Here is a 26,823-nt window from a genome sequence, read left to right as displayed (position 1 = left end):
ATGTCAATTCATTTCTGAAACTGCATTTGGAGCTGTCGCAATGGCATCCGAGAAGCTGGAAGGCGCCGAGCTGAAGAAGATGGTCAAGCTGGCCAAAAAGAAGGACATGCCCTTCGCCTTCTGCCCGGGAAAGAAAAAGGAAAACCACGTCGTCATCGTGGACCGGCGCAAGAATCCCAAGATCCTCGCCAAGGCCGCCAAGGCCGAGGGCGACTCGCCCAAGGTGGCCTTTGGCACGATGGCGGTGAGCGGCAAGATTCTGGAACTGACCTGCGAGCGCGTGGTGCCCCAGCTTGCCAAGACGCTGAAACAGTATCTGCGCCTGAACAAGATCACGCTGAACGTCCGTATTCTGGATGAAAACGGCAACGAGCTTGAAAGCGATATCGAGGATCTGCCCGATGATCCCGAGTTCGATCAGGATGACGGGCAGGATGATGGCGACGATGATGCCCCGGCCCAAGCCGCCGCACCCGTCAGCAACGACGCACCTCCACCGCCCCCTCCGCCGCCTCCGGGGCCGCAAGAGACCGAAAGTAACGACAGCGACGACAGCAATGACGCATCCGAGGAAACCGGTGCATCTGCGCAAGAGCTTGCCGCGCGGCTGAAAGCGGCCCAACCCGGTGTCGCCGCCGTGCAAGGCGGCGTGGCGGACAAGCTTAAAGCGGCCATGGCCGCTGCCGTCGGACAGATCAAATCCGGCGACCTTGGGCAGGCCGAGAAAACCGTCACTGCCATCGAATCCGCGCTGGCCAAGCTGGGCCAGGCCCCAGCCGCGCCCGAAGCGCCACCGCAGGCCAACGCGCCCGACGCCCGCGCCCTGGCAGCCCGCGCCTCGGCCCTGAAACAGGCTATCGACGGCACCTCCGAACCCGTCCGCGCCAAGCTGCTGGCCGCGCTGGGCGCTGCCGTGAAGGCGATCAAGGGCGGCGATCTGCCCGGTGCCGAAGGTGGTTTGACCAAGATCGAGGCGGCAGTGCAGAAACTGGGCGCCGCGCCTGCCGCGCCGCCCCCGCCCGAACCCGCGCCCGAGCCGCTGTCTGCCGAAGCGCAGAAATGGGCCACCGCCGAGGCACGCCTGCAACCGCTGGTCGACAAGGCCATGGCCGAGAAGCGCGGCGATCTGGACGCGATCAACCGCGCCTTCAACTATGCCAAGGATCTGGCCGCCGATGGCGCATACGACCGCGCATTGGCCGCGGCCGGCAAGGTGGCCGAACTGCTGAAAGCCGCCACAAGCGCCACCACCAGCGCCGCCGCGCAAGAGGCGCAGGATACGGTTCAGGCCAACCTGGTGCCCTATGTCAAATCCCGACTGGCCTGGATCAACACGCGCGGCGCGCTGAGAAAAGAGCTGGAAGGCCTGAAAGCCGCCATCGACAGCGCCACCAGCGGCATCGAGGGGCTGGAAGATGTCTCGGCCCATTCGTCGGTCCTGTTCACCTATCTCGACGGGATCGATTCCCGGCTGGAAGACACGCTGGAAACGCTGGTCGAAGCGCCCGACGGTGACCGGCGCGAGGCGCTGAAAACCGAAGCGCGCGGCATCATCGACACCTATCGCACGGCGCTGGACGAACCGTTCTTCCAGGCGGTCGACGACAACGGCTTCGTGAAAACCAACATCCGGGGCGCAGCGCTCGACTCGTTGAAACAGGTCAGCGACGCGCTGGCCGCGTAACGGAAAAGGGAACAGGAGGCCGCAATGCGCCCTATGAAACAATTCGCCTTAGCGGCCGCCATTGTTGCCGGAACCGCCTGCGCGGCCACGGCCCAGCAATCCGCCGATTCGACTGGCCTTTCGGTCGAGCTGAACAAGGTCGAGGATATCGACGGCGGCGGCTGCCGCGCCTATTTCCTGTTCCGCAACGGCACCGGCACCAGTTACGAAGGGTTCGAGATGAGCCTTGCGATCCTTGACGGGCAAGGCGTGATCGACCGGCTGCTGTCGATCGACGCCGCCCCCCTGCCGGTGGCGCGCACCACGCTGAAACTGTTCGAGATTCCCGAACTGGCTTGCACCGACATCTCGGAAATCCTGCTGCACGACCTGACATCGTGCAAGCCGCAGAACGCAGGCGAACAGGATTGCTTTCCGATCCTGACCCTTGGCAGCAAGACCTCGGCCCGGATGGTGAAATAGGTGGCGGACGCTTTGGCCACCCTCGGCTCTGGCGGGCCGATCATCCTTGTGCTGGCCGCGCTATCGCTGCTGTCGCTGGCGCTGATCGTCGCCAAGGTGCTGCAACTGCGCCATGTCCGCGCGGGCGGGGCGCGCCGGACCGAAGCCTTCGAGCTGTGGCGGCAGGGCGACAAGCAGCGCGCGCGCCAGATGGTCGAACAGGGCCCCGCCCCCGCCGATCGGCTGACCGCCTATGCGATGAAGGCCCTCGCAGGCGGGTTCAAGGGGCCCGATCTGGACGCCGAACTGACCCGGCGCGGAAATGAAGAACTTGCCGAGATGAACGGCATGATCCGTCTGCTGGAGCTGATCGCCATGATCTCTCCGCTGCTGGGTCTGCTGGGCACGGTGCTGGGCATGATCCAATCGTTTCAGCAACTTGAGCTGGCCGAAGGCGCGGCCAATGCCTCGGTTCTCGCAGGCGGTATCTGGCAGGCATTGCTGACCACGGCCGCCGGGCTGCTGGTTGCTATCCCGGCGGCCGTGGGGGCCGGGCTGCTCTCGGCGCGGATCGAACGTGCTGCGCAGACGATGGAAAGCGCGGTGGGCGCGCTGATGCTGGCCGACCGCAACCCCGGGATCTGACCGAAAGGCGCTGAGATGGCCAAACCGGTTGCCCTGACCCGCCCCGCCCGCGCTGGCCCGTTGATTTCGCTGGTGCCGATGATCGACGTGATGCTGATCCTGCTGGTGTTCTTCATGGTCACCTCGACCTATCTGAATCTCGACATGATCCCGGCGGTGCAGCAGCAGAACAGCGCCACCGCTGGCCCCGCGACGGCAGGCGAAACGGTGATGATCCGCCTTGGCGCAGGCGGCGATCCGGTCGTCTCGGGGCGGCCGGTGGCGATGGCCGATCTGACCGCCGACCTCCGCGCGCGGCTGGCCGACGCCCCTGACCTGCGCGTGCTGATCCTGCCCTCGGGCGCGGCGCGGACGCAGGCGCTGATTTCCGTGATGGACGCGGCCACAGGTGCAGGGATCCAGCAGCTTCAGGTGATCCGGCTGGAGGCGCAGCCATGAAACTGGCCCGCCCCACCCGCGCGCAGCATTCGGAAACCATCATCGCGTTGATCGACGTGGTATTCTTCCTGCTGGTCTTCTTCATGCTGATCGGCCGGATGGACGCCACTGCCCCATTCGACGTCGCGCCTCCCGTGGCCACAACCGGCGCAGATATGCCCTCGGGCGGCGTGACGCTGGCCGTCGGGGCGGATGGCTCGCTGGCATTTGACGGGGTGGCGACGGATGCCACAGGGTTCGAACAGGCGCTGGCGCAGCGATTGGCAGATGCGGGTGATCTGAGGCTGCGCGTGAACGCCCATCGCGATGCCGAGTTGCGCAACGTCCTGCCTTTGGTCGCCCGGGCCGAGGCGCTGGGCACGCGCGATATTGTTCTGGTCGTCACGCCCGAGGGCAAGCCGTGACCCGCGCTGCGCGCTGGGCGGTTGGCTTTGGCGCTTCGGCCCTTGTGCATGTGGCCGGTGCGGGGGTGCTTCTGGCCGCGCTGACGCCGGATCCTGTGCCGGTGCAACCTGCGCCGACCTCGCGCCTTGATATGCAGGCGATGGCCTTGCAACGCGAGTCCGCGCAGCAGGCCGAACCGCGGCAAGGCATCGCCCGCGAAAGCGACGCGGACGGCGCGACGATCCCCGCTGGTGCCGTTTCAACCTCGCGTGCTGACGCGGTTGCGCCCCCGACAGATACCGCCGTCGCGACAGACGCCCCGACGCAGACGGCACCCGCTGCTACGCCCACCCTTAGCACAATTGCCCCTGCCAGTGCCTCGCCCTCACAAGCGCAGGCAAGCACCCCCGCGTCCGAGCGCGCGTCGCTGGCGGCACCTATGTCTGCCCCGATTGCGGCGTCGGCTCTCACGGCCAGCTCCCTGACCGATGCGCCGCCGTCGGCCCAGGTCGCCATGGCAGGTGTCGCGCAGCCATCCGCGGTTTTGCCTGCACAACCCCGCGCGGAACCGGCACAATCGCAAACCGCCCGGCCCATTGCCGCCGCGGCGTTGCAGCCCTCTGCCCATACCGCCCCGCTGGCCGAGGCTCCGGCGGCGGTTGCACAACCCGCGACGCCGCAACCGGCCGCTCTGCCCAACGCACCTGTGGCGTCAAACCCGGCCATCGCTGCCGACCCCGATCACACCCGCAGCGAGGCCGCCACACCGCAGGGCGCGCGCGTCACCGCGCAGCTGGCCTTTGCCGGGGCAGACGGTGACGTGGATCCGGTTTCGCTGGCCGCGTTCCAGGCGTTCATGCAGCCGGGCGAGGCCACCGCACAGGGCGATCCGCTGCGCGACGGGGTGGCTGCACTGCTGGCCGCCGTGCCCTGTTCCCGGCTTCAGGTGTCGTTCGACCCCGAAACCACCACGCTCCAGCTCAAGGGTCACATCCCTGAGGATGGGTTGCGCGCGCCCGTTCTGGCGGCGCTTCAGGCGCAGATGGGCCCCGACATCGCTGTATCCGACAGCCTGCGCCTGCTGCCGCGCCCGCAATGCGGGGCGCTGTCGGGCATTGCTTCGGTCGGGTTGCCGCAATCGACGGATCAAACGACCAATCCGCTGCTGATCGGCGAAGGTACCCACGCCCGCGCGCTGGATTTCGTGCGCGATGACAGGCTGTGGTTCGACATCACCGGGCCGGATTACCCGGCCTACGTCTATGTCGATTTCTTCGATGCCGGCGGAAACGTGATCCACCTTGCGCCGAACCCGCAGGTGCCGCTGGCCGAGCTGGCACCCAAGGCCAACTATCGCGTCGGCGCGCGGGAAGAGCGCGACGTCGGTCTGACGCTGCTGGTGGGACCGCCCTATGGGCAGGAAATCGCGGTGGCCTTCGCCGCTTCGGCACCGCTGTATGATGTGTTGCGGCCCATGGTCGAACCCGCCGCGCCCTACCTGGACTGGCTGCGCAGCCGGGTGCGGGCGGCGCGCGCAGCGGACCCGGAGTTCAAGGGCGAATGGGTCTATTTCTTCGTCAGCACAAGCGAGGGATAGGTCGAATTATTGGCACCCGCCGGCCGCCCATGCCTTCAGCTGGCGTTTCAGCGCGCCGCCAAACGGGTGCGCCTTGTCCAGCGAACGTTGCATGTTCAGGCTGAGATAGGTGTTGGCCTGGGTGCAAATCCGGTCCCGCGTCCATTCGTGGCAGTTGGAACAGGATTGATCCTTCCAATAGGCCTCGGGCAGGCCCTCGATCGGGGGGTAAAGTGGCGTTGCGCCGATCAGCTCGGCGATGGTGCGGCCCGACACCAGCGACTGTTCCGACACAAGTGGCGTCTCGAATGTCACCGGGCCTACGGGCATTTCGGGCTCAGCCTCGGCTGTTTGCGGTGCCGGACCGCTGGGGCCGCCCGGGCCCGCCGGATCGTGGCCGGCCTTTTCACGCAGCGCGGCCAGTTCCTGCTGGGCGAATTCGGCAAACACCCCGCGCGGATAGCTTTGCAGATAGCCTTCATAAGCCGCCTGCGACGGTTCGGCCTGCGCCGCCTCGAACATCGCCTGTTCCTCGGCCGAGGGGCCCTGTTGCGCGGGCTGGCTGCGCGCGGGCGCATTCCCGGCCAACTCCTGCTCCATCACCTCGGCCAGCAGGGCCTTGGCATCGGCGGCATAGGCGCTATCGCCATAGCCGCGCAGGAACAGCATGATCTGCAGGGCATCGCGCGATTCCTTGACCGAGCGCCAGAATTGTTCGGCCTCGAGATCGCGGGGCGATTGCACCTGCGCCTGGGCAAAGGTGAAATTGCTGGTCAGCGACGAACTGTCCCAAGGGGTTTGCAACCCGCGCGTGGTTTCCAGAACATCAACACGCACCTGCTTGAACATCTGTTCGATCGGCATCCCCGGGGTCGGCAGCAACCGCGCCAGCGATTGCGTAAAGGGGCTGTTTTCGGTCAGCCCGTCCAGCGCCACGGCCCCCGGCGCGGTGGCATAGGCCAGAAACGTGCCCGTGGGCGCCTTCATCTCGGCCAGACCATTGTCGTTGAACGCCGGGATGTCGGAAAACGGGTTATTCCGGCAGGCATCGAGGATCACGATATTGGCGCGGTTCCGGGCCGAGGCCATCTGGCGCAGAACCGACTGCGCCTCAACCGCGACGAGATCAAGATCAGCGGCATCAGAAAGCGAAATATCGACAGGCAGCAGGTAGTTGGCGCCAAACGACTGAACCCCGTGACCCGCATAGTAGAACAGCCCTGTCGCCTCGGGTCCGGCGTCGCGCAGGGCGCGGCCGAACTGGGCGATCCCGCGTTTCATGTCGACCTGCGTGGCATCCAGCAGCAACGTCACCTCGAACCCCAGCCCCTCGATCGTCTCGGCGATCAGCCGGGCATCGCGCGACGGGTTGTCCAGCGGCGACACGGTTCCATAGCCCGAATTGCCCACCACCAACGCGATGCGCGTTTCCGCATGGGCCGGGGCCAGTGCTGCCCCCAACAACAGAGCCGACATCAAAAGGGCAAAAAGCTTTTGCAAAGGATCATCCTGCCTTGGTTAACCCGGATTGGCGCATTCCATGACGCATAACTGCGACAAGACTTTGGCACACGCAACGCAACGCTGGCAATTCGGGGTCATATCCGACATTTTGCAGACAGTAGTTTATAGAATTCCTAATGTCAGCCATCTGAAACCGCCAGATCACCGGATAGGGTCGCCCATGCCACGCTTTGCCTCATTCACCGCCCGCCTAATGCTTGTTGCAACCCTTGCCCTGTGGGGCGCTGTTGGGGGTGCGCAGGCACAGACCGTCGATCCGTTCGAACATGGCTGGACGCTCGACACAGAAGCAAGCGATCTGCGGTTCCTGTCGATCAAAAAGGGCGATCTGGCCGAAACCAGCCGCTTTGCCACGCTGTCGGGACTGATTACTGACAGCGGCAAGGCGCAGATCCGGGTGCTGCTGGATTCGGTCGACACCACGATCGACCTGCGCAATGTGCGGATGCGCTTTCTGTTTTTCGAAACTTTCAACAACCCCGAAGCGACAATCACGGTTGATCTGAACCCGGATGACCTGCGCGACCTGCATTCGACGCGCCGCAAGATGGTGCGCCTTGGCTATACGCTGAACCTGCATGGCGTGACCTATGAAAACACCGCCGATGTCGCCGTTACCCTGATGAGCAATGACCGCGTCAACGTGTCTTCGACCACGCCCATCGCGCTGAAGCTGTCGGATTTCAACCTCGAAGGTGGGCGCGAAAAGCTGCAGGAGGCGGCGAATGTGACCATCGTACCGCTGGGGATCGTCAGCTTTGATTTCGTGTTCGACCGCTCCGCCCCGGGTACGCCCCCCGATGCCTCGGTGGTGCAGGCGGCGGTGACCCCGGGGTCTGCCGCGCTGGAGACCAAGGGCGTGATGGACCGCGAGGCCTGTGTCGGGCGGTTTGAAATCCTGTCTCGCACCGGCAATATCAACTTTGCCCCGGCCAGTGCCCGTCTGTCGTCTGACAGCACGCCGCTGCTCGACAACCTTTATGACATCGTGAACCGGTGCCCCGACCTGTCGATCGAGATCGGTGGCCACACCGACAGCGACGGCAGCGACCAGGCGAACCAGAGCCTGAGCGAGCGCCGCGCGGCGGCGGTGGGCGACTACCTGCGCGCCAAGGGCATCCCCGCGGCGCGGATGCGCGCGGTGGGCTATGGCGAATCCAGACCCGTGCGCCCCAACGACACGCGCGAGAACAAGGCGCGCAACCGTCGGATCGAATTCACCGTCTTGAACTAGGCGCTTTACGCACCACCGTTACGGCCCGGGCACAACGCTCCGGGCCGTTTCCGCGTCAAACACACCCGAAAGGACCGCCCAAGTGACCACCGCCCAAGACACCATGCTGTTTTCACCCCTGCGCCTGCGGGATGTGACCTTTCCCAACCGGATCATGCTGTCGCCCATGTGCCAGTATGCGGCACAGGACGGTATCGCGAACGACTGGCATCTGGTGCATCTCGGCGGCATGGCGAACGGCGGCTTTGGCGCGATCATGACCGAGGCTGCCGCCGTGGTCCCCGAGGGCCGGATCACCCATGGCGACCTTGGCCTGTGGTCGGACGCCCATCGCGATGCCTTTCGCCCGCTGGTTCAGTTCGTGCAGGCGCGCGGGGCGCGGTTCGGCATCCAGCTGGGTCATGCCGGGCGCAAAGCCTCGATGCAGCGGCCTTGGTACGGAAACGGCCCGCTGGCGCAGGACGATTTTGACCGGGGCGATATGCCCTGGCCGATCAAGGCGCCCAGCGCACAGCCCGTGGCCGACGGCTGGCTGATGCCGGAGGAGCTCACGACGGATGAGATTTCCGCACTGGCGACGGCCTTTGCCGATGCCGCCCGCCGCGCCGACGAGCTGGGCGTCGATTTCATCGAGTTGCACGCCGCGCATGGCTATTTGCTGCATTCCTTCCTGTCGCCTCTGTCGAACGCGCGGCAGGATGCCTATGGCGGGTCGCTGAAGAACCGGATGCGGATCGTGCTTGAGATCGTGACCGCCCTGCGCACTACCTGGCCGGACAGCAAGCCGCTGTTCGTGCGCCTGTCTTCGGTCGACGGGGCCGAAGGCGGTTGGACCATCGAGGACAGCATCGCGCTGGGCCGCGCGCTGAAGCCGCTGGGCGTGGATGTGATTGATTGTTCCTCCAGCGGCATCGGGGGCGCGACCAAGGTCAGCCGGGGCGGCACCATCCAGCCGGGCTATCAGCTTGAGTATGCGCGGGCGATCCGCGAGGGCACCGGGCTGGCAACGCAGGGCGTCGGGATGATCCTTGACGGGCCGCAAGCCGAGGCCGCCTTGCAGGCCGGGCAGGCCGATCTGATCGCCGTGGGGCGGCAGGCACTGTTCGATCCGTTCTGGCCGCGTCATCAGGCCTATGAAATGGGCGTGAACAGCTTTGACGACTGGCCCGATGCCTATGGCTGGTGGTTGAAACGGCGCGAGCCCAGTATTCAGGCCGCCCGCGCCGCCGAATAGAGGCTAACCGGCGGGCGTCAGGGCATAATCCGCGTCGCTGACGTGTTCCAGCCAATCCGCCGTCTTGCCGTTTTCCGCCTCTTGCAGGGCCAGATGCACCATGCCGGTGTCGGGCCCTGCCCCGTGCCAATGCTCCACCCCGGCGGGAATCCATATCGAATCGCCCGGGCGGATCACTTGCGGCGCCTCGCCCCGTTTCGCGATCAACCCAACGCCCGATTCCACGTGCAACGTCTGGCCGAAGGGGTGCGTATGCCACGCGGTGCGCGCGCCCGGCTCGAACGTCACGCGCAGGGCGCGCAGGCGGGCCGGTTCGGGCGCGTCGGCAATCACGTCTTGCCAGACGGTGCCGGTGAAATAGCTGTCGGGCGCGCGGCGCGTGGGCCGGCTGCCTGCCTTGGTGATTTCCATATCCTGAACTCCCTTGGAATTATCCCAACCGCGCCAGCAAGCCGGGCGAAGGCTGCCCGGTTTCCGGCAGACCGTTCTGCCGCTGGTACGCTCGGATCGCGCTTTCCGATTTCGGCCCGATCACCCCATCGGCGCCTTCGGTATCGAACCCTGCCGCCGTCAGCCGCTGTTGCAACCGCTTGCGGTCGGCCAGTGTCAGCCCGTTCGCATCCGGCCCGAACTGGCCCTTCAGCGGCCCGGCCCCGGCGATCCGGTCCGACAGGTGCCCGACGCCCAGCGCGTAGGAATTCGAGTTGTTGTAGCGCTTGATGACCTGAAAGTTGCGGAACACGGCGAATTGCGGCCCCGGCACCTGCGGCTGCAAAATCTCGGACGGCGTACCCGAGTTCGCCGCCGCGCTGCCAACCTCTCCGCCCCAGGGCTGCCCCCGGACCCAGCCCGCGCGGTTCAGATAGGCCGCGGTCGAGGCGAGGGCGTCGGTCGGATCGTCGCTCCAGATGTCGCGGCGGCCGTCGCCGGTGAAATCCACCGCATAGGACAGGTAGGACGTGGGGATGAACTGGGTGTGCCCCATCGCCCCGGCCCAACTGCCGGTCATCCTCTCGGGCGTGATGTCGCCGTTTTCCAGGATGCGCAGCGCCGCGATCAGCTGGCTTTCAAAGAAGCTGCCGCGCCGCCCATCATAGGCCAGCGTCGCCAGCGCGGAAATCACCGGCACATCGCCGCGCCGCTCTCCGTAGTAACTTTCCAGCCCCCAGACGGCGGTCACGACATGCGCGGGCACGCCGTATTGCGATTCGATTCGCGACAGCACGTTGCCATGGCGGGCCAATGCCGCCCGCCCCTTGGAAACGCGTTCGTCCGAGGCCGCGATGGCAAGATAATCTTCAAGACTGCGCTTGAATTCAGTCTGGTTTCGGTCGCGTTCCACCACGTCAGGCAGATACCCCGCGCCGCGAAACGCGCGCGAGATGGTCGAGTCGGATATGCCACTGGATGCCGCGCGCTGCCGAAATCCGGCCAGCCAGCTGTCGAACCCCGCGTTCTGCGTCGGCCGATAGGTTGAGCCCCCGCCCACACCCGGCGCGCCGATCTGCCCGGCTCCGCCGCCGCATCCTGCCAGCGCGGCACAGGCCGCGCCGCCCAGAAATGCCCGTTTCGTCAAAATAACCATCTGCCCCGCCTATTCGTTGCCCGCGCCTTTGGCTGCGGGTGTTCTACTGCCTCTGCCGCCAGTGTCGCAGGTCCGCCCGCCCCCATGCAAGGGCAGCCGCGCGGGCTGGGCGGAATTCCGGTCAGGGTGTCAGTCGGGCGGTCAGTCGGGCGCGGCGGTCTTGTCCAGCTCGTTCAGCAGATCCAGCAATTGATCGTATCGCTCGCCCCCCATGCGGGCACGAATATCCAGCAAAACCGCATGGTTGGCTTCCAGGTTCGCCTCGATCAGCGCCGATCCGGCATCCGAGATCGAGACGATCTGGCGGCGGCGGTCCTCGGTATCGGGCTTGCGGTCGACCAGCCCCTTTTCCTCGAGCTTTTGCAGGATCCGCGTCAGGCTGGGCAGCAGCAGGCAGGCGGTATCGGCGATGCGCGTCGGCTCCATCGCGCCGGATTCGTCCAGCACCCGCAGAACGCGCCATTGCTGTTCGGTCAGCCCCACGTCCATCAGCATCAGCCGGATCGGCGCCATCACCCTCTCGCGCGCCCGTAGCAGGGCAATGGGCAGCGAACGGTCGGTCGATAACAGGCGTGGGGGCATGGCCGTCTTTGCTGTACACTGGGCCGCAAGCCGCGCACGGCCCGCAGGAGAGGTTGACACGGCGGACGGATTTGCTACACAAGTTAACAAACTCGCGCCCGGAGGGGGAACGGTGCCGCACATCATACTCGAATATTCGGCCAATATGGAAGAGCGCAGCGATATGGCCGCCCTGTGCGACCATCTGCGCCGCGCCGCGATTGCGACCGGGGTGCTGCCCATGGCCGGGGTTCGGGTGCGCGCGCATCGGGCCGACCATGTCTCGATCGCCGATGGCAACCCGGCGCATGGCTTTGTCGATATCTCGCTGCGGCTGCGCGGCGGGCGCGATCTGGCCACCCGCAAGGCCGCCGCCGCCACGCTGTTCGAGGCGGCGCAGAACTTTCTTGCGCCCGCCTTGGCGCGCCATCCCATCGCGCTCTCGCTGGAAGTGCGCGACATCGACCCCGAGCTTTCGCCCAAGACGGGCACCATTCGTGACCATCTGACGGATCCTGACACATGACCGACCTGACCGCCTCGCTTGCCACGCTGGATACCCACCTTGCCCGGTTTCGCGACACCGGCATCCTGAACCTGATCGACGGTGAAACCGTACCCGCCCAATCGGGGGCGACGTTTGAAACCACCTCTCCGGTGGATGAAAGCGTGATCTGTTCCGTGGCGCGCGGCGGGTCCGCCGACGTGGACGCCGCCGCAAAGGCCGCCGCCCGCGCCTTCCCGGCGTGGCGCGACATGCCCGGCGCCGAGCGCAAGAAGATCCTGCACCGCATCGCCGATGGAATCGTGGCGCGGGCCGAGGAAATCGCGCTGTGCGAATGCTGGGACACCGGGCAGGCGATCCGCTTCATGCAAAAGGCCGCGCTGCGCGGTGCCGAGAATTTCCGTTTTTTCGCGGACCGGGCGCCGGGCGCGCGCGATGGGCAGATGCTGCCGTCGGCCACGTTGATGAATGTCACCACGCGCACACCGATCGGCCCGGTTGGCGTGATCACACCGTGGAACACGCCTTTCATGCTGTCGACGTGGAAGATTGCCCCGGCACTCGCCTCGGGCTGTACCGTGGTGCACAAACCGGCCGAGTTTTCACCCCTCACCGCCCGTATCCTGGCCGAAATCGCCCATGACGCCGGGCTGCCGCCGGGGGTGTGGAACCTTGTCAACGGGATGGGAGAAGAGGCCGGGCGCGCGCTCACCGAACACCCCGCGATCCGGGCGATCGCCTTTGTCGGCGAGTCAAAGACCGGCTCGATGATCATGAAACAGGGGGCCGACACGCTGAAGCGTGTTCATTTCGAACTGGGCGGCAAAAATCCCGTGGTTGTTTTTGACGACGCCGATCTGGACCGCGCGTTGGATGCCGCGATCTTCATGATCTATTCACTGAACGGCGAACGCTGCACCTCGTCCTCGCGCCTGCTGGTGCAGGACAGCATCGCCGATGACTTCCTTGGGAAACTGGCCGCGCGGGTGCGCAATATTCGCGTGGGCCACCCGCTGGACCCGGCGACCGAAATCGGCCCGCTGATCCACAAGACGCACTTTGACAAGGTGACCTCCTATTTCGACACGGCCAGGGCCGATGGCGCGACCATCGCCGCCGGGGGCGAGCGGGTGGGCGATCAAGGCTGGTTCGTGGCGCCAACCCTGTTCACCGGCGCGACCAACGACATGACAATCGCGCAGGAAGAGATCTTTGGCCCCGTGCTGACCGCGATCCGGTTCAGTGATGAATCCGAGGCGCTGCGCATCGCCAACGACACGCCCTATGGGCTGACAGCCTATGTCTGGACCAATGACATCACCCGCGCCATGCGGTTCACCGATGCGCTGGAGGCCGGGATGATCTGGGTGAACTCGGAAAACGTGCGCCACCTGCCGACACCTTTTGGCGGGGTCAAGGCCAGCGGCATCGGCCGCGACGGCGGCGACTGGTCGTTCGATTTCTACATGGAAACCAAGCACATCGGCTTTGCCACCGGTGCGCATAATATCCCCCGGCTTGGCGCCTGAGCCACGCTGACCGCTGATTGGAGAGGAGCCAAGACATGCCGGTGCCCGCCCCGAACCTGTACCCGCCGTTCAACATCGTCCGCCTGAGCCACGTCGAATACGGCGTGCGCGATCTGGCGGCCTCGCGTGCCTTCTGGGTCGATACGCTGGGCCTGCAGGTGAGTTACGAGGATGACAGCCGCATCTACCTGCGCGCGATGGAGGAGCGCGGGCATCACTGCGTGGTGCTGGCCAAGGCGGAAACGCCGGATGTGCGGGTGCTGGGGTTCAAGCTGTGGGACGACGCCGCACTGGACACGGCCGCCGAGTGGTTTGCCGCGCGCGGATTGCCGGTGGCCTGGGTCGAACGGCCGCACATGGGCCGCACCCTGCGCACCGCCGACCCGATGGGCATTCCGCTGGAATTCTACGTCAAGATGGACCGGCTCGCCCCGATCCACCAGCAATACAAGCTGTACAAGGGCGTGAAGCCGCTGCGGATCGACCATTTCAACATGTTCGTGCCGGACGTGGATGCGGCGGTGGCCTTCTACGGCGACATCGGGTTCCGGGTGACGGAATACACCGAGGATGACGAGAGCGGAAAGCTGTGGGCGGCGTGGATGCACCGCAAGGGCGGCGTGCATGACGTGGCCTTTACCAATGGCACCGGCCCGCGCCTGCACCACACGGCGTTCTGGGTGCCGACCCCGCTGAACATCATCGACCTGCTCGACCTGATGGCGACCACCGGCTATGTCACCAATATCGAACGCGGGCCGGGGCGGCACGGTATCTCGAACGCCTTTTTCCTCTATGTGCGCGACCCCGACGGGCACCGGATCGAGATCTACTGTTCCGACTACCAGACAGTGGATCCGGATATGGAGCCGATCCGCTGGTCGCTGACCGACCCCCAGCGCCAGACCCTGTGGGGCGCACCTGCCCCGCGCAGCTGGTTCGAGGAAGGTTCGGTCTTTGCCGGCGTTGCGCCGCAAGAGGCGCTGTTGAAGGCACAACCGATCGTGGCACCCTGAGGAGAGGGCAGAGGGGGCTCTGCCCCCACCCGGCTGCGCCGGATTCCCCCGGGATATTTGGGGCCCAAAGAATGAGAAGCGGAGCGACAGGATGAAATGGGATGATTTCCCCGAATGGGGCGCGCGGGTGTCAGAGTGGGCCGCAGACTATCACCGCACCGTGGGCGAGCGTCCGGTGCGGGCGCAGGTCGCGCCCGGAGAGGTGCTGAACGCGTTGCCCGGTGCGCCGCCGGAGATGGCGGAACCGCTGGAACAGGTGTTTCAGGATTTCGAGCAAATCGTGATGCCGGGGATCACCCATTGGCAGCATCCGCGTTTCTTTGCCTATTTCGCATCCAACGCGGCGCCAGCCTCGGTTCTGGCCGAGTTCCTGGCCAGCGCGCTCGCGCCGCAGTGCATGTTGTGGCAGACCTCGCCCGCCGCGACCGAGATGGAAACCCGGATGATGGACTGGCTGCGCCAGGCCCTCGGGCTGCCGGAACCGTTTCAGGGCGTGATCCAGGACAGCGCCTCTTCGGCCACATTGGCCGCCGTGCTGACGGTGCGTGAACGCGCGCTGGATTGGGCGGGCAATGCGCGTGGGCTGGCCGGGGGGCCGCAATTGCGGGTGTACTCCAGCACCGAGGTGCATACCTCGATCGACCGGGCGATCTGGATTTCCGGCATCGGCGCCGAAAACCTTGTGCGCGTGCCGATTGCAGGTGACTGGCGCGGGATGGATCCCGAGGCGCTGGAGCGCGCGATCAAGGCGGATCTGGATGCGGGATTGGTCCCTGCCGGGGTAATCCTCTGTGTTGGTGGCACCGGTACAGGCGCGACCGATCCGGTTGCGGCCTGCCTTGCGGTGGCGCGGAAATACGGGCTTTACACCCATGTCGATGCGGCCTGGTCCGGCTCGGCCATGATCTGCCCCGAGTATCGCCACATGTGGGAGGGGGTCGAAGCCGCCGACAGCATCGTGTTCAACCCGCACAAGTGGCTGGGGGTGCAGTTCGACTGTTCCGCGCATTTCCTGCGCGACCCCGACAGCCTTGTGAAAACGCTGGCGATCAGCCCGGAATACCTCAAGACCCACGGCGCCGACGGGATCATCAACTATTCCGAGTGGTCAGTGCCACTGGGCCGCCGGTTTCGGGCGCTGAAGCTGTGGTTCGTGCTGCGCGCCTATGGGCTGGAGGCGTTGCGCCAGCGGCTCCGTAACCACATCGACTGGTCGCGTGAATTGCATGACAGGCTGGCGGCCGAGCCGGATTTCGAGATCGTGACCGCGCCGATGTGGTCGCTGTTCACCTTCCGCTATACCGGCAGGGGCGACCTGGACGCGGTGAACCTGGCGCTGGTCAATGCGATCAACGATGACGGACGGATCTACCTGACGCAGACGCGGGTTGACGGCGATCTGGTGATCCGCTTTCAGGCCGGCCAGTTCGACGCAACCCGCGAGGATGTGATGATGGCCTATGACGTGATCACCGAAATCGCGAGGGCAACGCAATGAGCCGGTTTGCAACGGTTCGCGCATCGGGAAAACAGATGTATGGCGCGGTCACCGACACCGGGTTCATCGCGCTGTCGCCACGCTTTCCCAAATGGCCGACGCTGCGCGAAGTGATCACGGATGACGGGTTGCACGACTTGGCGCAAGCGGCGCAGGGGCAACCTGACAGCCATGCCAACGGCAGCTTCACATGGGAGATCCCGATCCCGGCACCCGAGAAGATCATCTGCGTGGGGGTCAATTTCCCGGACCGCAATGCCGAATACAAGGACGGGCAGGAGGCGCCGCCGAACCCCTCTCTCTTCGTGCGGTTTCCGCGGTCCTTCACCGGGCACGAGCAGCCACTGATCCGGCCCCGCGCGTCGGAGCAGTTGGACTATGAAGGAGAAATCGCCGTAGTGATCGGCAAAGGTGGGCGCCATATCCCCGAAGCCGAAGCCTTGGGCCACATCGCCGCATTGACGCTGTGCAATGAAGGCACGCTGCGCGACTGGGTGCGCCATGCCAAGTTCAACGTGACGCAAGGCAAGAACTTTGACGCGTCGGGCGCCATGGGGCCGTGGATCGTGCCCTTCACCCATGCCGCGCAGATCACGGATGTCGCGCTGGAAGCGCGGGTAAACGGCGAGATACGGCAGCAGGATCGCACCGGGCGCATGATCTTTACGGTGGCGCGGCAAATCGCCTATATCTCGACCTTCACGACGCTGGTGCCGGGCGATATCATCGTGACTGGCACACCGACGGGCGCAGGCGCACGCATGGAACCGCCGCAATACCTGACCCCCGGCGATACGGTTGAGGTAAGCGCCGAGGGCATCGGCACCCTGCGCAACCCTGTTGCCGACGAAATCTGATTAACCTGAAAGGAGCCGCAATGGCTGCCCCCGTGAATACCTTCAAACGCCGCCTGCTGGCCGGTGACACGCTGATCGGCTGCTGGCTGGCGCTGGCCGATGGCTATGCGGCCGAACTGATGGGCACGGCAGGTTTCGACTGGCTGGTGATCGACGGCGAACATGCACCAAACGATCTGCGCTCGATCCGTGAACAGCTGACCGCGCTGGCAACAAGCGATTCCGAACCGGTAGTGCGCCTGCCCGTTGGCGAAACCTGGATGGTGAAACAGGCGCTGGACGCGGGCGCGCAGACGCTGCTGATCCCGATGGTGGACAGCGCCGAGCAGGCGGCAGAGCTGGTGCGTGCCTGCCGCTATCCACCGAACGGGGTGCGCGGCGTTGGTGCCGGGCTTGGCCGCGCGACAAGATTTTCGCAGGTCACGGATTACATCCAAACGGCGGATGCGGAAATCTGCCTGCTCTTGCAGGTGGAAAGCGTCAAGGGGATCGCCGCGCTGGATGATATCCTGGCCACCGACGGGGTGGACGGGGTGTTTATCGGCCCGGCGGATCTTTCGACCGACATGGGGTTCGCCGGCAATGCCGAAGCGCCCGAGGTGCAGGAAACGATCCGCGACGCGCTGGCAAAGATTGCGGCCGCCGACAAGGCACCCGGGATCCTCGCCGTCACCGACACACCGACGCAACGCTACATCGATCAGGGCGCCCGTTTTGTGGCCGTTGGCACCGACGTTGGCATCCTCGCCGGTAACGCGCGGCGTCTTTTGCAGAAATGGAAACCCGGCGCCTGACATGAATCGCGCTCTGCGCGATGCCTCCGGCGGGGATATTTGAACCCCAAAGAAAACGAGGGACTCACCATGTCTTTGGGGCCAAATATCCCGGGGGAGTCCCGCAGGGACGGGGGCAGAGCCCCCGTTTCCTTTCTATTGTCGCCTCCCGCTGGCGGCGGGCAGAGCCCCATCCCTCCAGCATTTCTGGAACGATCAAGCGTCGCCTGGCAGACCGGAAAGGCCCGAGCGAATGAAGTCCGCGGCTAGCGCGGCGTAGTCCTCGCGGCTCAGGCCCTTACCGGGGCGGTGCCACATATAGACCCAGTTCAGCATACCGAAAACGGACATCGTCAACGCGCGCAGCGTGTCGGCATCAAGGTCGGGACGCTCGGCGCGCAGGGCGTCGGACATCATCGCGACCAGCTGGCGTTGTTGCGCGATCAGCGGTGCCTGCATCTCGGGCGGCAGGGTGTGCAGCGCGTCGATCTGCAACTTATGTTCCGCATCTGCATCGGCATAGGCTTCAAGGATCGCGCGGACCAGCCCCGGCAGGCCGTGATCGCGGGCTTCGCTGGCCGCTTCGACCAACTCGCGGAAATGCGCATCGAGGATGTCGTAGAACAGCGACTCCTTGCTTGGGTAGTAGTGATACAGCAGCGCCTTCGACACGCCGCATTCCTTCGCAGCGCCAGTCATCGAGGCGCGATCGTATCCAAGCCGCGCAAAATGTGCAGCCGCCCCTTTCCGCAGGGCGGCGCGCTTGTCGTCGTGGTCGCGTGCAACGCCGCGCGGCATCAGTTTTTGGGGCGGTTGTCGACGATGCGGACCGCCTTGCCCTGGCTGCGGGCCACGCCGCCCGGATCGGCCACGGTGACGCGGATCGACACGCCGATGGCGTCCTTGACCTTGGCGGACAGCTCACTTGCCGCGACGGTGCGCGCGGCGGCCTCGGCAGCGGCAACACTCGCCTCGGCCAGCACGGTCAGCGTGTCCATCCGGCCCTCGCGGCCCAGCTCGATCTGGAAATGCGGCGCAAGCCCCGCGACCGTCATCAGCTGTTCCTCGATCTGGGTCGGGAAGACGTTGACTCCGCGCAGGATGATCATGTCATCGCTGCGGCCTGTCACCTTTTCCATCCGCCGCATCGACCGGGCGGTGCCCGGCAAAAGCCGGGTCAGATCGCGGGTGCGGTACCGGATGATCGGAAACGCCTCTTTGGTGAGAGAGGTGAACACCAGCTCGCCCAGCTCGCCATCGGGCAGAACCTCTCCGGTGTCCGGGTCGATCACCTCGGGATAGAAATGGTCCTCCCAGATGTGCAGCCCGTCCTTGGTTTCGACGCATTCCATCGACACGCCCGGGCCCATGATTTCGGACAGGCCGTAGATGTCGACGGCGTGCATGTCGAAGGCATCCTCGATTTCCTTCCGCATCGCGTTGGTCCAGGGTTCGGCGCCGAACACGCCGACCTGAAGCGGCGATTTGCGCGGGTCGAGCCCCTGGGCCGCGTATTCATCCAGAACCGACAGGGCATAGGACGGCGTGACGGTGATGCCCTTGGGGCGGAAATCCTCGATCAGGCGGACCTGGCGCTGGGTCATCCCGCCCGAAACCGGGACCGTCGACAGGCCCAGCGCATCGGCGCCCAGGTGGATGCCCAGGCCCCCGGTGAACAGCCCATAGCCATAGGCGTTGTGCAGCATGTCGCCGGGGCGCATCCCGGCCGCGCGCAGGCTGCGTGCCACGACGCTGCCCCAGGTGGCAAGGTCTTTTTCGGAGTAGCCGACCACCGTCGGCTGCCCCGTGGTGCCCGAGGACGCATGGATGCGTTTCACGTCGCCCCGCGGGATTGCGAACATCCCGAAGGGGTAGTTGTTTCGCAAATCCTGCTTCACCGAGAAGGGAAACTTCGCCAGATCTGCCAGCGAGGTCACATCGTCGGGATGCACGCCCGCCGCGTCGAACGCCGCCCGGTAATGGGCGACGTTGTCATAGGCGTGGCGCAGCGACCACTTCAGCCGGTCCAGCTGAAGCGCGGCGATCTCGTCGCGGCTGGCGATCTCGATCGGGTCAAGACTGTCGCGGGACGGCGTGAGATCCTGCATCAGACCGCTTCCAGCAACACCGCGATGCCCTGGCCCACGCCAATGCACATGGTGCAGATGGCGCGTTTCATGCCTTCGTTCATCATGGTCTGCGAGGCGGTCAGCGCAAGACGCGTGCCCGACATGCCCAGCGGGTGGCCCAGAGCGATGGCGCCGCCATTGGGGTTTACGTGGGCGGCATCGTCGGCCAGGCCCAGCTGGCGCATAACCGCCAACCCCTGCGAGGCGAAGGCCTCGTTCAGCTCGATCAGGTCGACGTCGCCGATGCTTAGGCCGTGCATCGCCATCAGCTTTTCGGTCGCGGGTGCCGGGCCGATGCCCATGATCCGAGGCGGCACGCCGGCCGTCGCCATGCCCGAGACCTTGACGCGCGGCGTCAGGCCGTATTTTTCAACCGCCGCTTCCGAGGCGATGATGACCGCCGCCGCACCGTCGTTCACGCCGCTGGCGTTGCCTGCCGTCACGGTGCCGCCTTCGCGGAAGGGCGTCGGCAGTTTCGCCAGCTTTTCAAGCGTCGTGGCGCGGGGGTGCTCGTCGGTGTCGAAGATGATCGGATCGCCCTTGCGCTGGCGGATCGACACCGGGGTTATTTCCTGCGCCATCCGGCCCGAGGCGATGGCGGCAGCGGCGCGTTCCTGCGACCGCAGGGCGAAGGCGTCCTGCGCCTCGCGGCTGATGTCGAAATCGGCGGCGACGTTTTCGCCGGTCTCGGGCATCGATTCCGTGCCGAACTGCTTGTGCATGGCGCGGTTCACGAAGCGCCAGCCGATGGTGGTGTCGTAAATCTCGGCCTTGCGGGAAAAGGCGCTGTCGGCCTTGGGCATCACCAGCGGCGCACGGCTCATGCTTTCGACGCCACAGGCAATGACCACCTCGGCCTCGCCCGTGCGGATCGCGCGCGCGGCGGACCCGACGGCATCCAGCCCCGAACCGCACAGCCGGTTGATGGTGGCGCCGGGCACGTCTTCGCCCAGGCCGCCCAGCAGCGCGGCCATGCGGGCCACGTTGCGGTTGTCTTCGCCCGCCTGGTTCGCGCAACCAGCCAGCACTTCGTCGACCTTCAGGCCCTCGTGACGCGCCATCAGGTCGCGGATCACACCGGCCAGCAGATCGTCGGGACGAACCGAGGACAGGGTGCCGCCGTAGCGGCCAATGGGCGTGCGCAGCCCGTCACAGAGATAAGCGATGGTCATGGGGTCTCCTCGAAGTTCTGGCCCTTGATGGTGCGTGACAGGCCCCGGAACAGCGCAACCTTGCGCCCGTCCTCGCCCGTTACGGTAACGTCATACACGCCCGAGCGCCCGGTGCGCGCGGATTCCACGGCCGTGGCGGTCAGGCGCTCGCCCGGCTGGCCCGGCGCAAGAAAGGTGATCGAATTTTCCTGCGCCACGGTCACCTGGTTGTAGCTGTTGCAGGCAAAGGCAAAGGCGCTGTCGGCCAGCGTAAAGATATAGCCGCCGTGACAGATGCGATGCCCGTTCAGGTGATGCTCTGCCACCTGCATCGACAGGGTGGCAGTGCCGGGGCCAACCGCATCAATGCGCGCGCCCAGCCATTTCGAGGCCGAATCGGTCGACCACATGGCCTTTGCGCTTTTCTCGGCGCGTTCCTGCGGTGTCATCTGGCCTCCCCCTTGCCGTTGGGCGCAGACTGCATAGAACCGACCGCGCGGTCAAGAGTGTTGATTTCCGCCCGCGCCCGGCCCATTGTGCGCCTCGCTGGCCAGACGCGCCGCTGACAAATGGGAGAGAGAGCCATGCTGAAACCGGAAAGCTACGCCGCAGGCACCTGGATCGCGCCGGGCGACGCGGCGCGCGCCATTCACGGGCCAAATGACGGCAGCCAGATCGCTGTTGCAGGCGGTGCCGCGCTGGACGTGCAGGCGATGCTGGACTGGGCGCGCAACACCGGCGGGCCGGCGCTGCGCGAGATGGGCTTTCACGACCGGGCGCGGATGCTGAAGGCGCTGGCAGGCTACCTGACTGAACGCAAGGAAGAGCTGTATGCGCTGAACACGCTGACCGGGGCCACCCGGCGCGACGGTGCTGTGGACATAGAAGGCGGCATAGGTACGCTGGCGGTGATCGCGGGCAAGGGCCGGCGCGAGATGCCCGACGGTCAGGTCTATGTCGATGGCGCGCCCGAGGGGCTGTCGCGCGACGGGTCCTTCGTCGGGCAGCACATCTGCGTTCCCTTGCAGGGCGTCGCGGTGCATATCAACGCCTTCAACTTCCCGGTCTGGGGGATGCTGGAGAAACTGGCGCCCACCCTGCTGGCCGGGATGCCTGCCATCGTGAAACCGGCCACCCAAACCTGCTATCTGACCGAGGCATGCTTTCGCATGATGATCGAGTCGGGCCTGCTGCCCGAAGGTGCGGTGCAGCTGGTCGTGGGGGGCGTGGGCGATATGCTGGACCATCTTGGCGCGCAGGATGTCGTCAGCTTTACCGGCTCGGCCGATACCGCGCTGCAGCTGCGCGGCAACGTCAACCTGATGCGCAACTCGGTCCGGTTCCATTCGGAACAGGACAGCCTGAACGCTACGATCCTTGGCCCGGATGCCAGCGCAGGCACGCCGGAATTCGACGCCTTCATCAAGGAAGTCAGCAACGAGATCACCACCAAGGCCGGGCAGAAATGCACCGCGATCCGCCGTATTCTGGTGCCGCAATCGGCCATGAGTGACGTGGCCGAGGCGCTGTTGGCGCGGCTGTCCGGCGTCAAGGTGGGCGACCCGAGTGACGAGTCGACACGCATGGGCGCGCTGGCCTCGGCCAGCCAGAAGGCTGACGTTCTGGAAAAGCTCGCCGCCTTTACCCCGGAAACCCGCCGCCTGACGGGCGATCCGGAAGACACCGGCGCGAACCCGGCGGGCGCCTATCTTGCCCCAACCCTGCTGCAATGCGACGACCCGGATGCCGCCACCGCCCTGCACCAGATGGAGGCGTTCGGCCCCGTGTCGACCCTGATGCCCTATCGCGATCTGGCCCATGCGACGCGGCTGGCCAATCGCGGCGGCGGCTCGCTTGTCGCCTCGCTGGTGACGGCAGATGCCGATGTGGCGCGGCAGGTGACCTTGGCCAGCGCCGCATGGCACGGGCGGCTGTATATCGTGGGCGGGGCCAACGCCAAATCGGCCACTGGCCACGGCGCCCCGATGCCGCACATGGTGCACGGCGGCCCCGGTCGCGCAGGTGGCGGCGAGGAACTGGGCGGCGTGCGTGGCGTGCTGCACTACATGCAGCGCACCGCCATCCAGGGCAGCCCCGAGGTGATCGCCGCGATCACCGGCCAGTGGATGCCCGGCGCGCCCACCAGCACCGGCCCCGCGCACCCGTTCCAGCGCACCTTCACCGAAATCGCCATCGGCGAGTCGCTGGAGACTAAGCCGCGCACCGTCACGCTCGACGATATCGAGCATTTCGCCCATTTCACCGGCGACACCTTCTATGCCCACATGGACGAGGACGCGGCCCGCGCGAACCCCTTCTTCCCGGGACGCGTGGCGCATGGCTACCTGCTGCTGTCCTTTGCAGCCGGCCTGTTCGTGCAGCCCGATCCCGGCCCCGTACTGGCCAATACCGGGCTGAACGGGCTGTCGTTCCAGAAACCCGTCAGCCCCGGCGATTCCATCCGCTGCCGCCTGACCTGCGCGCGCAAGACGCGGCGCACCGACACCTATGGCGAGGTCGCTTGGAACGTGACGCTCACCAACCAGGACGGCGATCAGGTTGCGCAATATGAATTGCTGACAATGGTTTCTTACGACCGCTGAATGGGGCAGCCTGCGGGCATGAGTGATCCGATTGCCCCCCTTGTCACGGCGCTGCACGGCGAAGGCCGTCTGCGCCTGTGGTCGCTGGTCATCACCGCCTTCGGCGACCTTGTGCAGCATCGCGGAGGCGAGATTTCGACCGCGCGGCTGAAGCTGCTGATGGGGCGAATCGGGGTCGAACAGGGCACGCTGCGGACCGCGCTGTCGCGGTTGGGGCAAGATGGCTGGGTCAGCTCGACCCGGCAGGGGCGGCTCAGCCTGTACCGGCTGACGCCCGAAGGGCTGGAGAAATTCGGCCCCGCCACCACGCGCATCTACGCCCCACCCCGCGCAGGGGCCGTTGATCTTTGGCGCCTGTCAGTGGTGCCACAGCTTGGCGGTGCGGCGCAGATCGCGTTGACACCGGCGGACGGCCCTGCCCCCGAGGCCGCGCTATCCGTGGTTGGGGCGCTGGAGTCGTTGACGCCGGAGTGGCGGGCGGGACTGATCTCGGAGGCGCACCACGCGGCGCTGCTGGCATTGGAGCGTGACCTCGACAGCCTTGCCCGGGCGCCCGAGCCCGACCCATTGGGCGCGGCAGCGGCGCGGATGCTGCTGATCCACCGCTGGCGGCGCATCGTTCTGCGCTATCCCGAATACCCGCCCGAGATCCTGCCCCAAGGTACGCCCCTGCCCGATGCACGTGCGCGTGTGGCGCAGGCCTATGCCCGCCTTGCCGCCCCTGCCGAGGCATGGCTGGACAGCAGCGCCGACGGGCTGCCCGCCATGCCCGGCCCAAGCGGCGATGTCGCGCAACGGTTCCGCAGCACCGATGGCGCTTGATTTGCGCCGGGAAAGACGCAAATCTAAGGTATGACAGTGCATCAGCCCAGCCCGTTTCCGGGCACATCGGCCCAGGTGGCCTTTGACCGGCGCGAGCTTCAGGACATCCTGGGACTATACGGCCGCATGGTGGCCGCTGGCGAATGGCGCGACTATGGCATTTCCTGCCTGCGCGACTCGGCGGTGTTTTCCGTCTTTCGCCGCACCGCCGAAAACCCGCTTTACCGGATCGAGAAACACCCCCGCCTGCGCCTGCGGCAGGGGATGTATGCGGTCGTGGGTATGGACGGGCAGATCCTGAAACGCGGGCACGAGCTGAAATCCGTGCTGCGGGTGCTGGAACGCAAGCTGATCCGCGCCGTCGACTGACCGCTAGGGGCGAATGTGCGCAGTGACCGGCCCGCCGCCGCTAGTGTCGATCCGCGCGATGGCGCCCGCCAGAGGCTCGTAGGCCACGTTCATCGAATGCGCGTTCGCGTGCAGGATCGTATCGGGCGACGACACCAACGCGACGTGCCCCTTCCAGAACAGCAAATCGCCCCGTTCTGGCGGCGTGCCCTGCGGCAAAGGCGCCCCCAAAGCGGCTTCTTGCAGGTCGCTGTCGCCGGGGCAGTCCCGGCCGCAGGCGTGGAACGCGGCCTGCACCAGCCCGGAACAGTCGATCCCGAAGGCCGAGTTGCCGCCCCAAAGGTAGGGCGTGCCCAGAAACCGGGCGGCCACCTCGACCGGGTCAAGCTCAAGGGTGTCCACGGGTGCCAAGTGACAGGCGGGCATGAAAAGTGGCTGCCCGCGCACCTCGATCCGCGCCCAATCGCCCAGCTGCGCGGCCACCTGCACGCGGGCGCCAAAGGGCAAATGGGTGATCGGCTCGGTCGTTTTCAGATCGGCGGTGGGCTTGGCATAGCTGCGCGGCGCGGCAATACGATGGCTTGGCTGCACCGCCGCGCCCAGATCGGCGCTGGGCACATGGCCGACATATCCATCTGACGGACGCAGGCCAAAGCTGTAACCTTCCCGGTCTTCCAACACGCAAAACGTCTCGCCCAGAACCATCTCGCGGTCGCGCGCGCCACCCGGTCCCGACAGGATCGGCGTGACAGGCACGGCAACGGATTGCAGCGTGCCATCGCTGAACCGCGCAGTCTGCACTTGGCCGCGCAGGCTGCTGTGCGCCACGCGGGGGTTACAAGCCAGCAGCCGCCGGTCGGTCGGGGCGGCGCTCACTTCGCCAGCAGGTCGGGCATGGCCTGCAGCAGCGCCCTAATGCCCTGACCACACCCGCCCTTGGGCCGCGCGGGCAGGTTGAACGACGACCAGCTGTAGATGTCGAAATGCATATAGCGCCCTTCGCCCGCAAAGCGGCGCAGGAACAGCGCTGCGGTGATCGCCCCGGCAAAGCCACCCGAGGGCGCGTTATCGAGGTTCGCGATTCCCGGCTCGATCTTTGATTCATAGGGCGTGTGAAACGGCATCCGCCAGACCGGATCGTCGATCTCGCGCGCCGCGCGCGACAGGGTGTCGGCACCGGCATCGTCATCGGTAAAGAACGGCGCGATATCGGACCCCAGCGCCACCCGCGCCGCGCCCGTCAGTGTCGCCATGGAAATCACCAGCTCGGGTTCATCCTCGGCCGCGAGCGCCAGCGCATCGGCGAGGACCAGCCGGCCCTCGGCATCGGTATTGTTGATTTCAACGGTCAGCCCCTTGCGCGAGGTCAGGATATCACCGGGGCGGAAGGCATTGCCCGCGACCGAGTTTTCCACCGCCGGGATCAGCACCCGCAGCCGCAGCCGCAGTTTCAACGCCATGATCATATGCGCCAGCCCCAGCACATTGGCCGCGCCGCCCATGTCCTTTTTCATCAGCAGCATGTTGGACGCGCCTTTCAGGTCCAGCCCGCCGGTGTCGAAACACACGCCCTTGCCCACCAGCGTCAGCAGCGGCCCATCGCTGCCCCATGTGAATTCAATCAGCCGCGGCGGCGTGGCCGAGGCACGGCCAACCGCGTGGATCATGGGGAAATTCTTGTCGAGCAGATCGTCTCCCACGACCGAGGAAAACGCCGCGCCGTGTTTCTCGGCCAGGTCCCGCGCCGCCGCTTCCAGGGCATCGGGGCCCATGTCGGATGTCGGCGTGTTTACAAGATCGCGCAGCAGGGTTTCTGCCTCGGCGATGATGCGAACGCGGTCGGCATCCACCCCGGCGGGGGCAACAAGGCGCACATCGCGGTCTTTCTTCTTGTTGTAGCGGTCGAACCTGTAGCCCGCCAACAGCCAGCCCAGGCATTCGGTTTCAAGCAGGTGTTCGGGCAAGCCCCAGACGATGTCATAAGTGCCTTCCGGCAGTTTCTTGACCGCGCCGGCCAGCGCATAACGTCCGCGCGCGCGAGCGTCCGCATCGCCGTAACCGACCACCGCTATCGGCCCCGTTTCACCGGGAACCAGAAGCGCGCTGCCCAGCTTGCCGGTAAAGCCGTTCAGCCGGACCCAGTTCACCACCGTTTCGGTCTGATCCACACACCAGTCATCCAGCGCGGCGGTTTCGATCACATGCAATGGGATGGCGTTTTCGGCAGTATCGGCAAAGGCAAAAGGCATGGGCTACTCGCTTGGGTTCTGATCCCCGCAAGCTATG

The 26,823-nt window shown here is 66.0% G+C and carries 27 protein-coding genes; 17 read left to right on the top strand and 10 right to left on the bottom strand.

The annotated features are described in order from the left end of the window. The first annotated feature begins 40 nt into the window (after window positions 1-40). From FGK64_RS13745 to FGK64_RS13720, 6 genes are read left to right on the top strand one after another with little or no spacing between them, the layout of a single operon-like run. Window positions 41-1,684: a hypothetical protein gene (locus tag FGK64_RS13745; RefSeq protein ID WP_138864414.1), complete on the top strand. Its 1,644-nt coding sequence runs from the start codon at window positions 41-43 to the stop codon at window positions 1,682-1,684. A 24-nt stretch (window positions 1,685-1,708) separates the two neighbouring features. Further along, window positions 1,709-2,146 carry a hypothetical protein gene (locus FGK64_RS13740; protein ID WP_246057769.1) on the top strand — a complete coding sequence of 146 codons (438 nt, stop codon included), beginning with the start codon at window positions 1,709-1,711 and terminating at the stop codon, window positions 2,144-2,146. After that, complete coding sequence (locus tag FGK64_RS13735; RefSeq protein ID WP_138864413.1) at window positions 2,147-2,770, top strand: MotA/TolQ/ExbB proton channel family protein; 624 nt, start codon at window positions 2,147-2,149, stop codon at window positions 2,768-2,770. A 15-nt stretch (window positions 2,771-2,785) separates the two neighbouring features. Further along, window positions 2,786-3,208 carry an ExbD/TolR family protein gene (locus FGK64_RS13730; RefSeq protein ID WP_138864412.1) on the top strand — a complete coding sequence of 141 codons (423 nt, stop codon included), beginning with the start codon at window positions 2,786-2,788 and terminating at the stop codon, window positions 3,206-3,208. Next, complete coding sequence (locus FGK64_RS13725) at window positions 3,205-3,612, top strand: ExbD/TolR family protein (RefSeq protein WP_138864411.1); 408 nt, start codon at window positions 3,205-3,207, stop codon at window positions 3,610-3,612. The genes FGK64_RS13730 and FGK64_RS13725 overlap by 4 nt, the downstream gene beginning before the upstream one ends. Then, entirely contained in the window at window positions 3,609-5,189 is a 1,581-nt protein-coding gene (locus FGK64_RS13720; RefSeq protein ID WP_138864410.1) for a hypothetical protein, read from the top strand. Before FGK64_RS13725 ends, FGK64_RS13720 begins: the two co-directional genes overlap by 4 nt. Window positions 5,190-5,195: 6 nt before the next feature. On the opposite strand, the gene FGK64_RS13715 is transcribed toward FGK64_RS13720, so the two are convergent. After that, window positions 5,196-6,668, bottom strand: coding sequence for a caspase family protein (locus tag FGK64_RS13715; RefSeq protein WP_342773955.1), 1,473 nt, complete (start codon window positions 6,666-6,668; stop codon window positions 5,196-5,198). 217 nt (window positions 6,669-6,885) lie between these two features. Between FGK64_RS13715 and FGK64_RS13710 the strand changes: the two genes are divergently transcribed. Beyond that, complete coding sequence (locus tag FGK64_RS13710) at window positions 6,886-7,926, top strand: OmpA family protein (protein ID WP_246057768.1); 1,041 nt, start codon at window positions 6,886-6,888, stop codon at window positions 7,924-7,926. Between the two features lie 82 nt (window positions 7,927-8,008). After that, window positions 8,009-9,160: an NADH:flavin oxidoreductase/NADH oxidase gene (locus FGK64_RS13705; RefSeq protein WP_246057767.1), complete on the top strand. Its 1,152-nt coding sequence runs from the start codon at window positions 8,009-8,011 to the stop codon at window positions 9,158-9,160. A gap of 3 nt (window positions 9,161-9,163) precedes the next feature. On the opposite strand, the gene FGK64_RS13700 is transcribed toward FGK64_RS13705, so the two are convergent. The 3 genes from FGK64_RS13700 to hpaR all read right to left on the bottom strand — a co-directional run bounded on the left by FGK64_RS13700 (window position 9,164) and on the right by hpaR (window position 11,327). Then, window positions 9,164-9,571, bottom strand: a complete 408-nt coding sequence (locus tag FGK64_RS13700; protein ID WP_138864407.1) for a (R)-mandelonitrile lyase — start codon at window positions 9,569-9,571, stop codon at window positions 9,164-9,166. Window positions 9,572-9,590: 19 nt separating this feature from the next. Then, window positions 9,591-10,745: a lytic murein transglycosylase gene (locus tag FGK64_RS13695; protein ID WP_138864406.1), complete on the bottom strand. Its 1,155-nt coding sequence runs from the start codon at window positions 10,743-10,745 to the stop codon at window positions 9,591-9,593. Window positions 10,746-10,886: 141 nt separating this feature from the next. Next, entirely contained in the window at window positions 10,887-11,327 is a 441-nt protein-coding gene (gene hpaR / locus FGK64_RS13690) for a homoprotocatechuate degradation operon regulator HpaR (protein WP_138864405.1), read from the bottom strand. Window positions 11,328-11,439: 112 nt separating this feature from the next. On the opposite strand from hpaR, the gene FGK64_RS13685 reads away from it, so the two are divergent. The 6 genes from FGK64_RS13685 to FGK64_RS13660 all read left to right on the top strand — a co-directional run bounded on the left by FGK64_RS13685 (window position 11,440) and on the right by FGK64_RS13660 (window position 17,505). Further along, window positions 11,440-11,832 carry a 5-carboxymethyl-2-hydroxymuconate Delta-isomerase gene (locus FGK64_RS13685; protein ID WP_138864404.1) on the top strand — a complete coding sequence of 131 codons (393 nt, stop codon included), beginning with the start codon at window positions 11,440-11,442 and terminating at the stop codon, window positions 11,830-11,832. Further along, complete coding sequence (gene hpaE, locus FGK64_RS13680) at window positions 11,829-13,340, top strand: 5-carboxymethyl-2-hydroxymuconate semialdehyde dehydrogenase (RefSeq protein WP_138864403.1); 1,512 nt, start codon at window positions 11,829-11,831, stop codon at window positions 13,338-13,340. Before FGK64_RS13685 ends, hpaE begins: the two co-directional genes overlap by 4 nt. Window positions 13,341-13,375: 35 nt before the next feature. Beyond that, entirely contained in the window at window positions 13,376-14,356 is a 981-nt protein-coding gene (hpaD, locus tag FGK64_RS13675; protein WP_138864402.1) for a 3,4-dihydroxyphenylacetate 2,3-dioxygenase, read from the top strand. 91 nt (window positions 14,357-14,447) lie between these two features. After that, complete coding sequence (locus FGK64_RS13670; RefSeq protein WP_138864401.1) at window positions 14,448-15,854, top strand: pyridoxal phosphate-dependent decarboxylase family protein; 1,407 nt, start codon at window positions 14,448-14,450, stop codon at window positions 15,852-15,854. After that, the gene (locus tag FGK64_RS13665) at window positions 15,851-16,711 is read left to right on the top strand and encodes a fumarylacetoacetate hydrolase family protein (RefSeq protein ID WP_138864400.1); all 861 of its coding nucleotides are present in this window, start codon (window positions 15,851-15,853) and stop codon (window positions 16,709-16,711) included. The genes FGK64_RS13670 and FGK64_RS13665 overlap by 4 nt, the downstream gene beginning before the upstream one ends. Before the next feature lie 20 nt (window positions 16,712-16,731). Continuing rightward, complete coding sequence (locus FGK64_RS13660) at window positions 16,732-17,505, top strand: aldolase/citrate lyase family protein (RefSeq protein ID WP_138864399.1); 774 nt, start codon at window positions 16,732-16,734, stop codon at window positions 17,503-17,505. 195 nt (window positions 17,506-17,700) lie between these two features. Here the strand turns inward: FGK64_RS13660 and FGK64_RS13655 are convergent, their stop codons facing one another. From FGK64_RS13655 to paaI, 4 genes are read right to left on the bottom strand one after another with little or no spacing between them, the layout of a single operon-like run. Continuing rightward, window positions 17,701-18,282, bottom strand: a complete 582-nt coding sequence (locus tag FGK64_RS13655; RefSeq protein ID WP_138864398.1) for a TetR/AcrR family transcriptional regulator — start codon at window positions 18,280-18,282, stop codon at window positions 17,701-17,703. Then, window positions 18,282-19,592 (bottom strand): phenylacetate--CoA ligase PaaK, encoded by a 1,311-nt coding sequence (paaK, locus tag FGK64_RS13650; RefSeq protein WP_138864397.1) that lies wholly within the window; start codon window positions 19,590-19,592, stop codon window positions 18,282-18,284. The genes FGK64_RS13655 and paaK overlap by 1 nt, the downstream gene beginning before the upstream one ends. Further along, on the bottom strand, window positions 19,592-20,785 hold the full coding sequence (pcaF, locus tag FGK64_RS13645; RefSeq protein ID WP_138864396.1) for a 3-oxoadipyl-CoA thiolase: 1,194 nt from the start codon (window positions 20,783-20,785) through the stop codon (window positions 19,592-19,594). Before pcaF ends, paaK begins: the two co-directional genes overlap by 1 nt. Next, window positions 20,782-21,213 carry a hydroxyphenylacetyl-CoA thioesterase PaaI gene (gene paaI, locus FGK64_RS13640; protein WP_138864395.1) on the bottom strand — a complete coding sequence of 144 codons (432 nt, stop codon included), beginning with the start codon at window positions 21,211-21,213 and terminating at the stop codon, window positions 20,782-20,784. Before paaI ends, pcaF begins: the two co-directional genes overlap by 4 nt. A gap of 135 nt (window positions 21,214-21,348) precedes the next feature. Between paaI and paaZ the strand changes: the two genes are divergently transcribed. The 3 genes from paaZ to FGK64_RS13625 are packed head-to-tail and all read left to right on the top strand — an operon-like array spanning window position 21,349 to window position 24,558. Continuing rightward, the gene (gene paaZ, locus FGK64_RS13635; RefSeq protein ID WP_138864394.1) at window positions 21,349-23,367 is read left to right on the top strand and encodes a phenylacetic acid degradation bifunctional protein PaaZ; all 2,019 of its coding nucleotides are present in this window, start codon (window positions 21,349-21,351) and stop codon (window positions 23,365-23,367) included. An 18-nt stretch (window positions 23,368-23,385) separates the two neighbouring features. Next, window positions 23,386-24,189: a PaaX family transcriptional regulator C-terminal domain-containing protein gene (locus FGK64_RS13630; protein ID WP_171054079.1), complete on the top strand. Its 804-nt coding sequence runs from the start codon at window positions 23,386-23,388 to the stop codon at window positions 24,187-24,189. 30 nt (window positions 24,190-24,219) lie between these two features. Further along, window positions 24,220-24,558, top strand: a complete 339-nt coding sequence (locus tag FGK64_RS13625) for a DUF2794 domain-containing protein (protein ID WP_138864392.1) — start codon at window positions 24,220-24,222, stop codon at window positions 24,556-24,558. Window positions 24,559-24,561: 3 nt separating this feature from the next. Here the strand turns inward: FGK64_RS13625 and FGK64_RS13620 are convergent, their stop codons facing one another. Together FGK64_RS13620 and FGK64_RS13615 are read right to left on the bottom strand one after the other, a co-directional pair. Then, on the bottom strand, window positions 24,562-25,413 hold the full coding sequence (locus FGK64_RS13620; RefSeq protein ID WP_138864391.1) for a C40 family peptidase: 852 nt from the start codon (window positions 25,411-25,413) through the stop codon (window positions 24,562-24,564). Next, window positions 25,410-26,786, bottom strand: coding sequence for a leucyl aminopeptidase family protein (locus tag FGK64_RS13615; RefSeq protein ID WP_138864390.1), 1,377 nt, complete (start codon window positions 26,784-26,786; stop codon window positions 25,410-25,412). The genes FGK64_RS13620 and FGK64_RS13615 overlap by 4 nt, the downstream gene beginning before the upstream one ends. Window positions 26,787-26,823 lie beyond the last annotated feature (37 nt).

It is taken from the genome of Arenibacterium halophilum (assembly GCF_005938225.1).
Classification (GTDB): Bacteria; Pseudomonadota; Alphaproteobacteria; order Rhodobacterales; family Rhodobacteraceae; genus Arenibacterium; species Arenibacterium halophilum.
The sequence above is the reverse complement of the archived record's forward strand: the minus strand, read 5'-3'. Positions and strand labels throughout refer to the sequence as shown.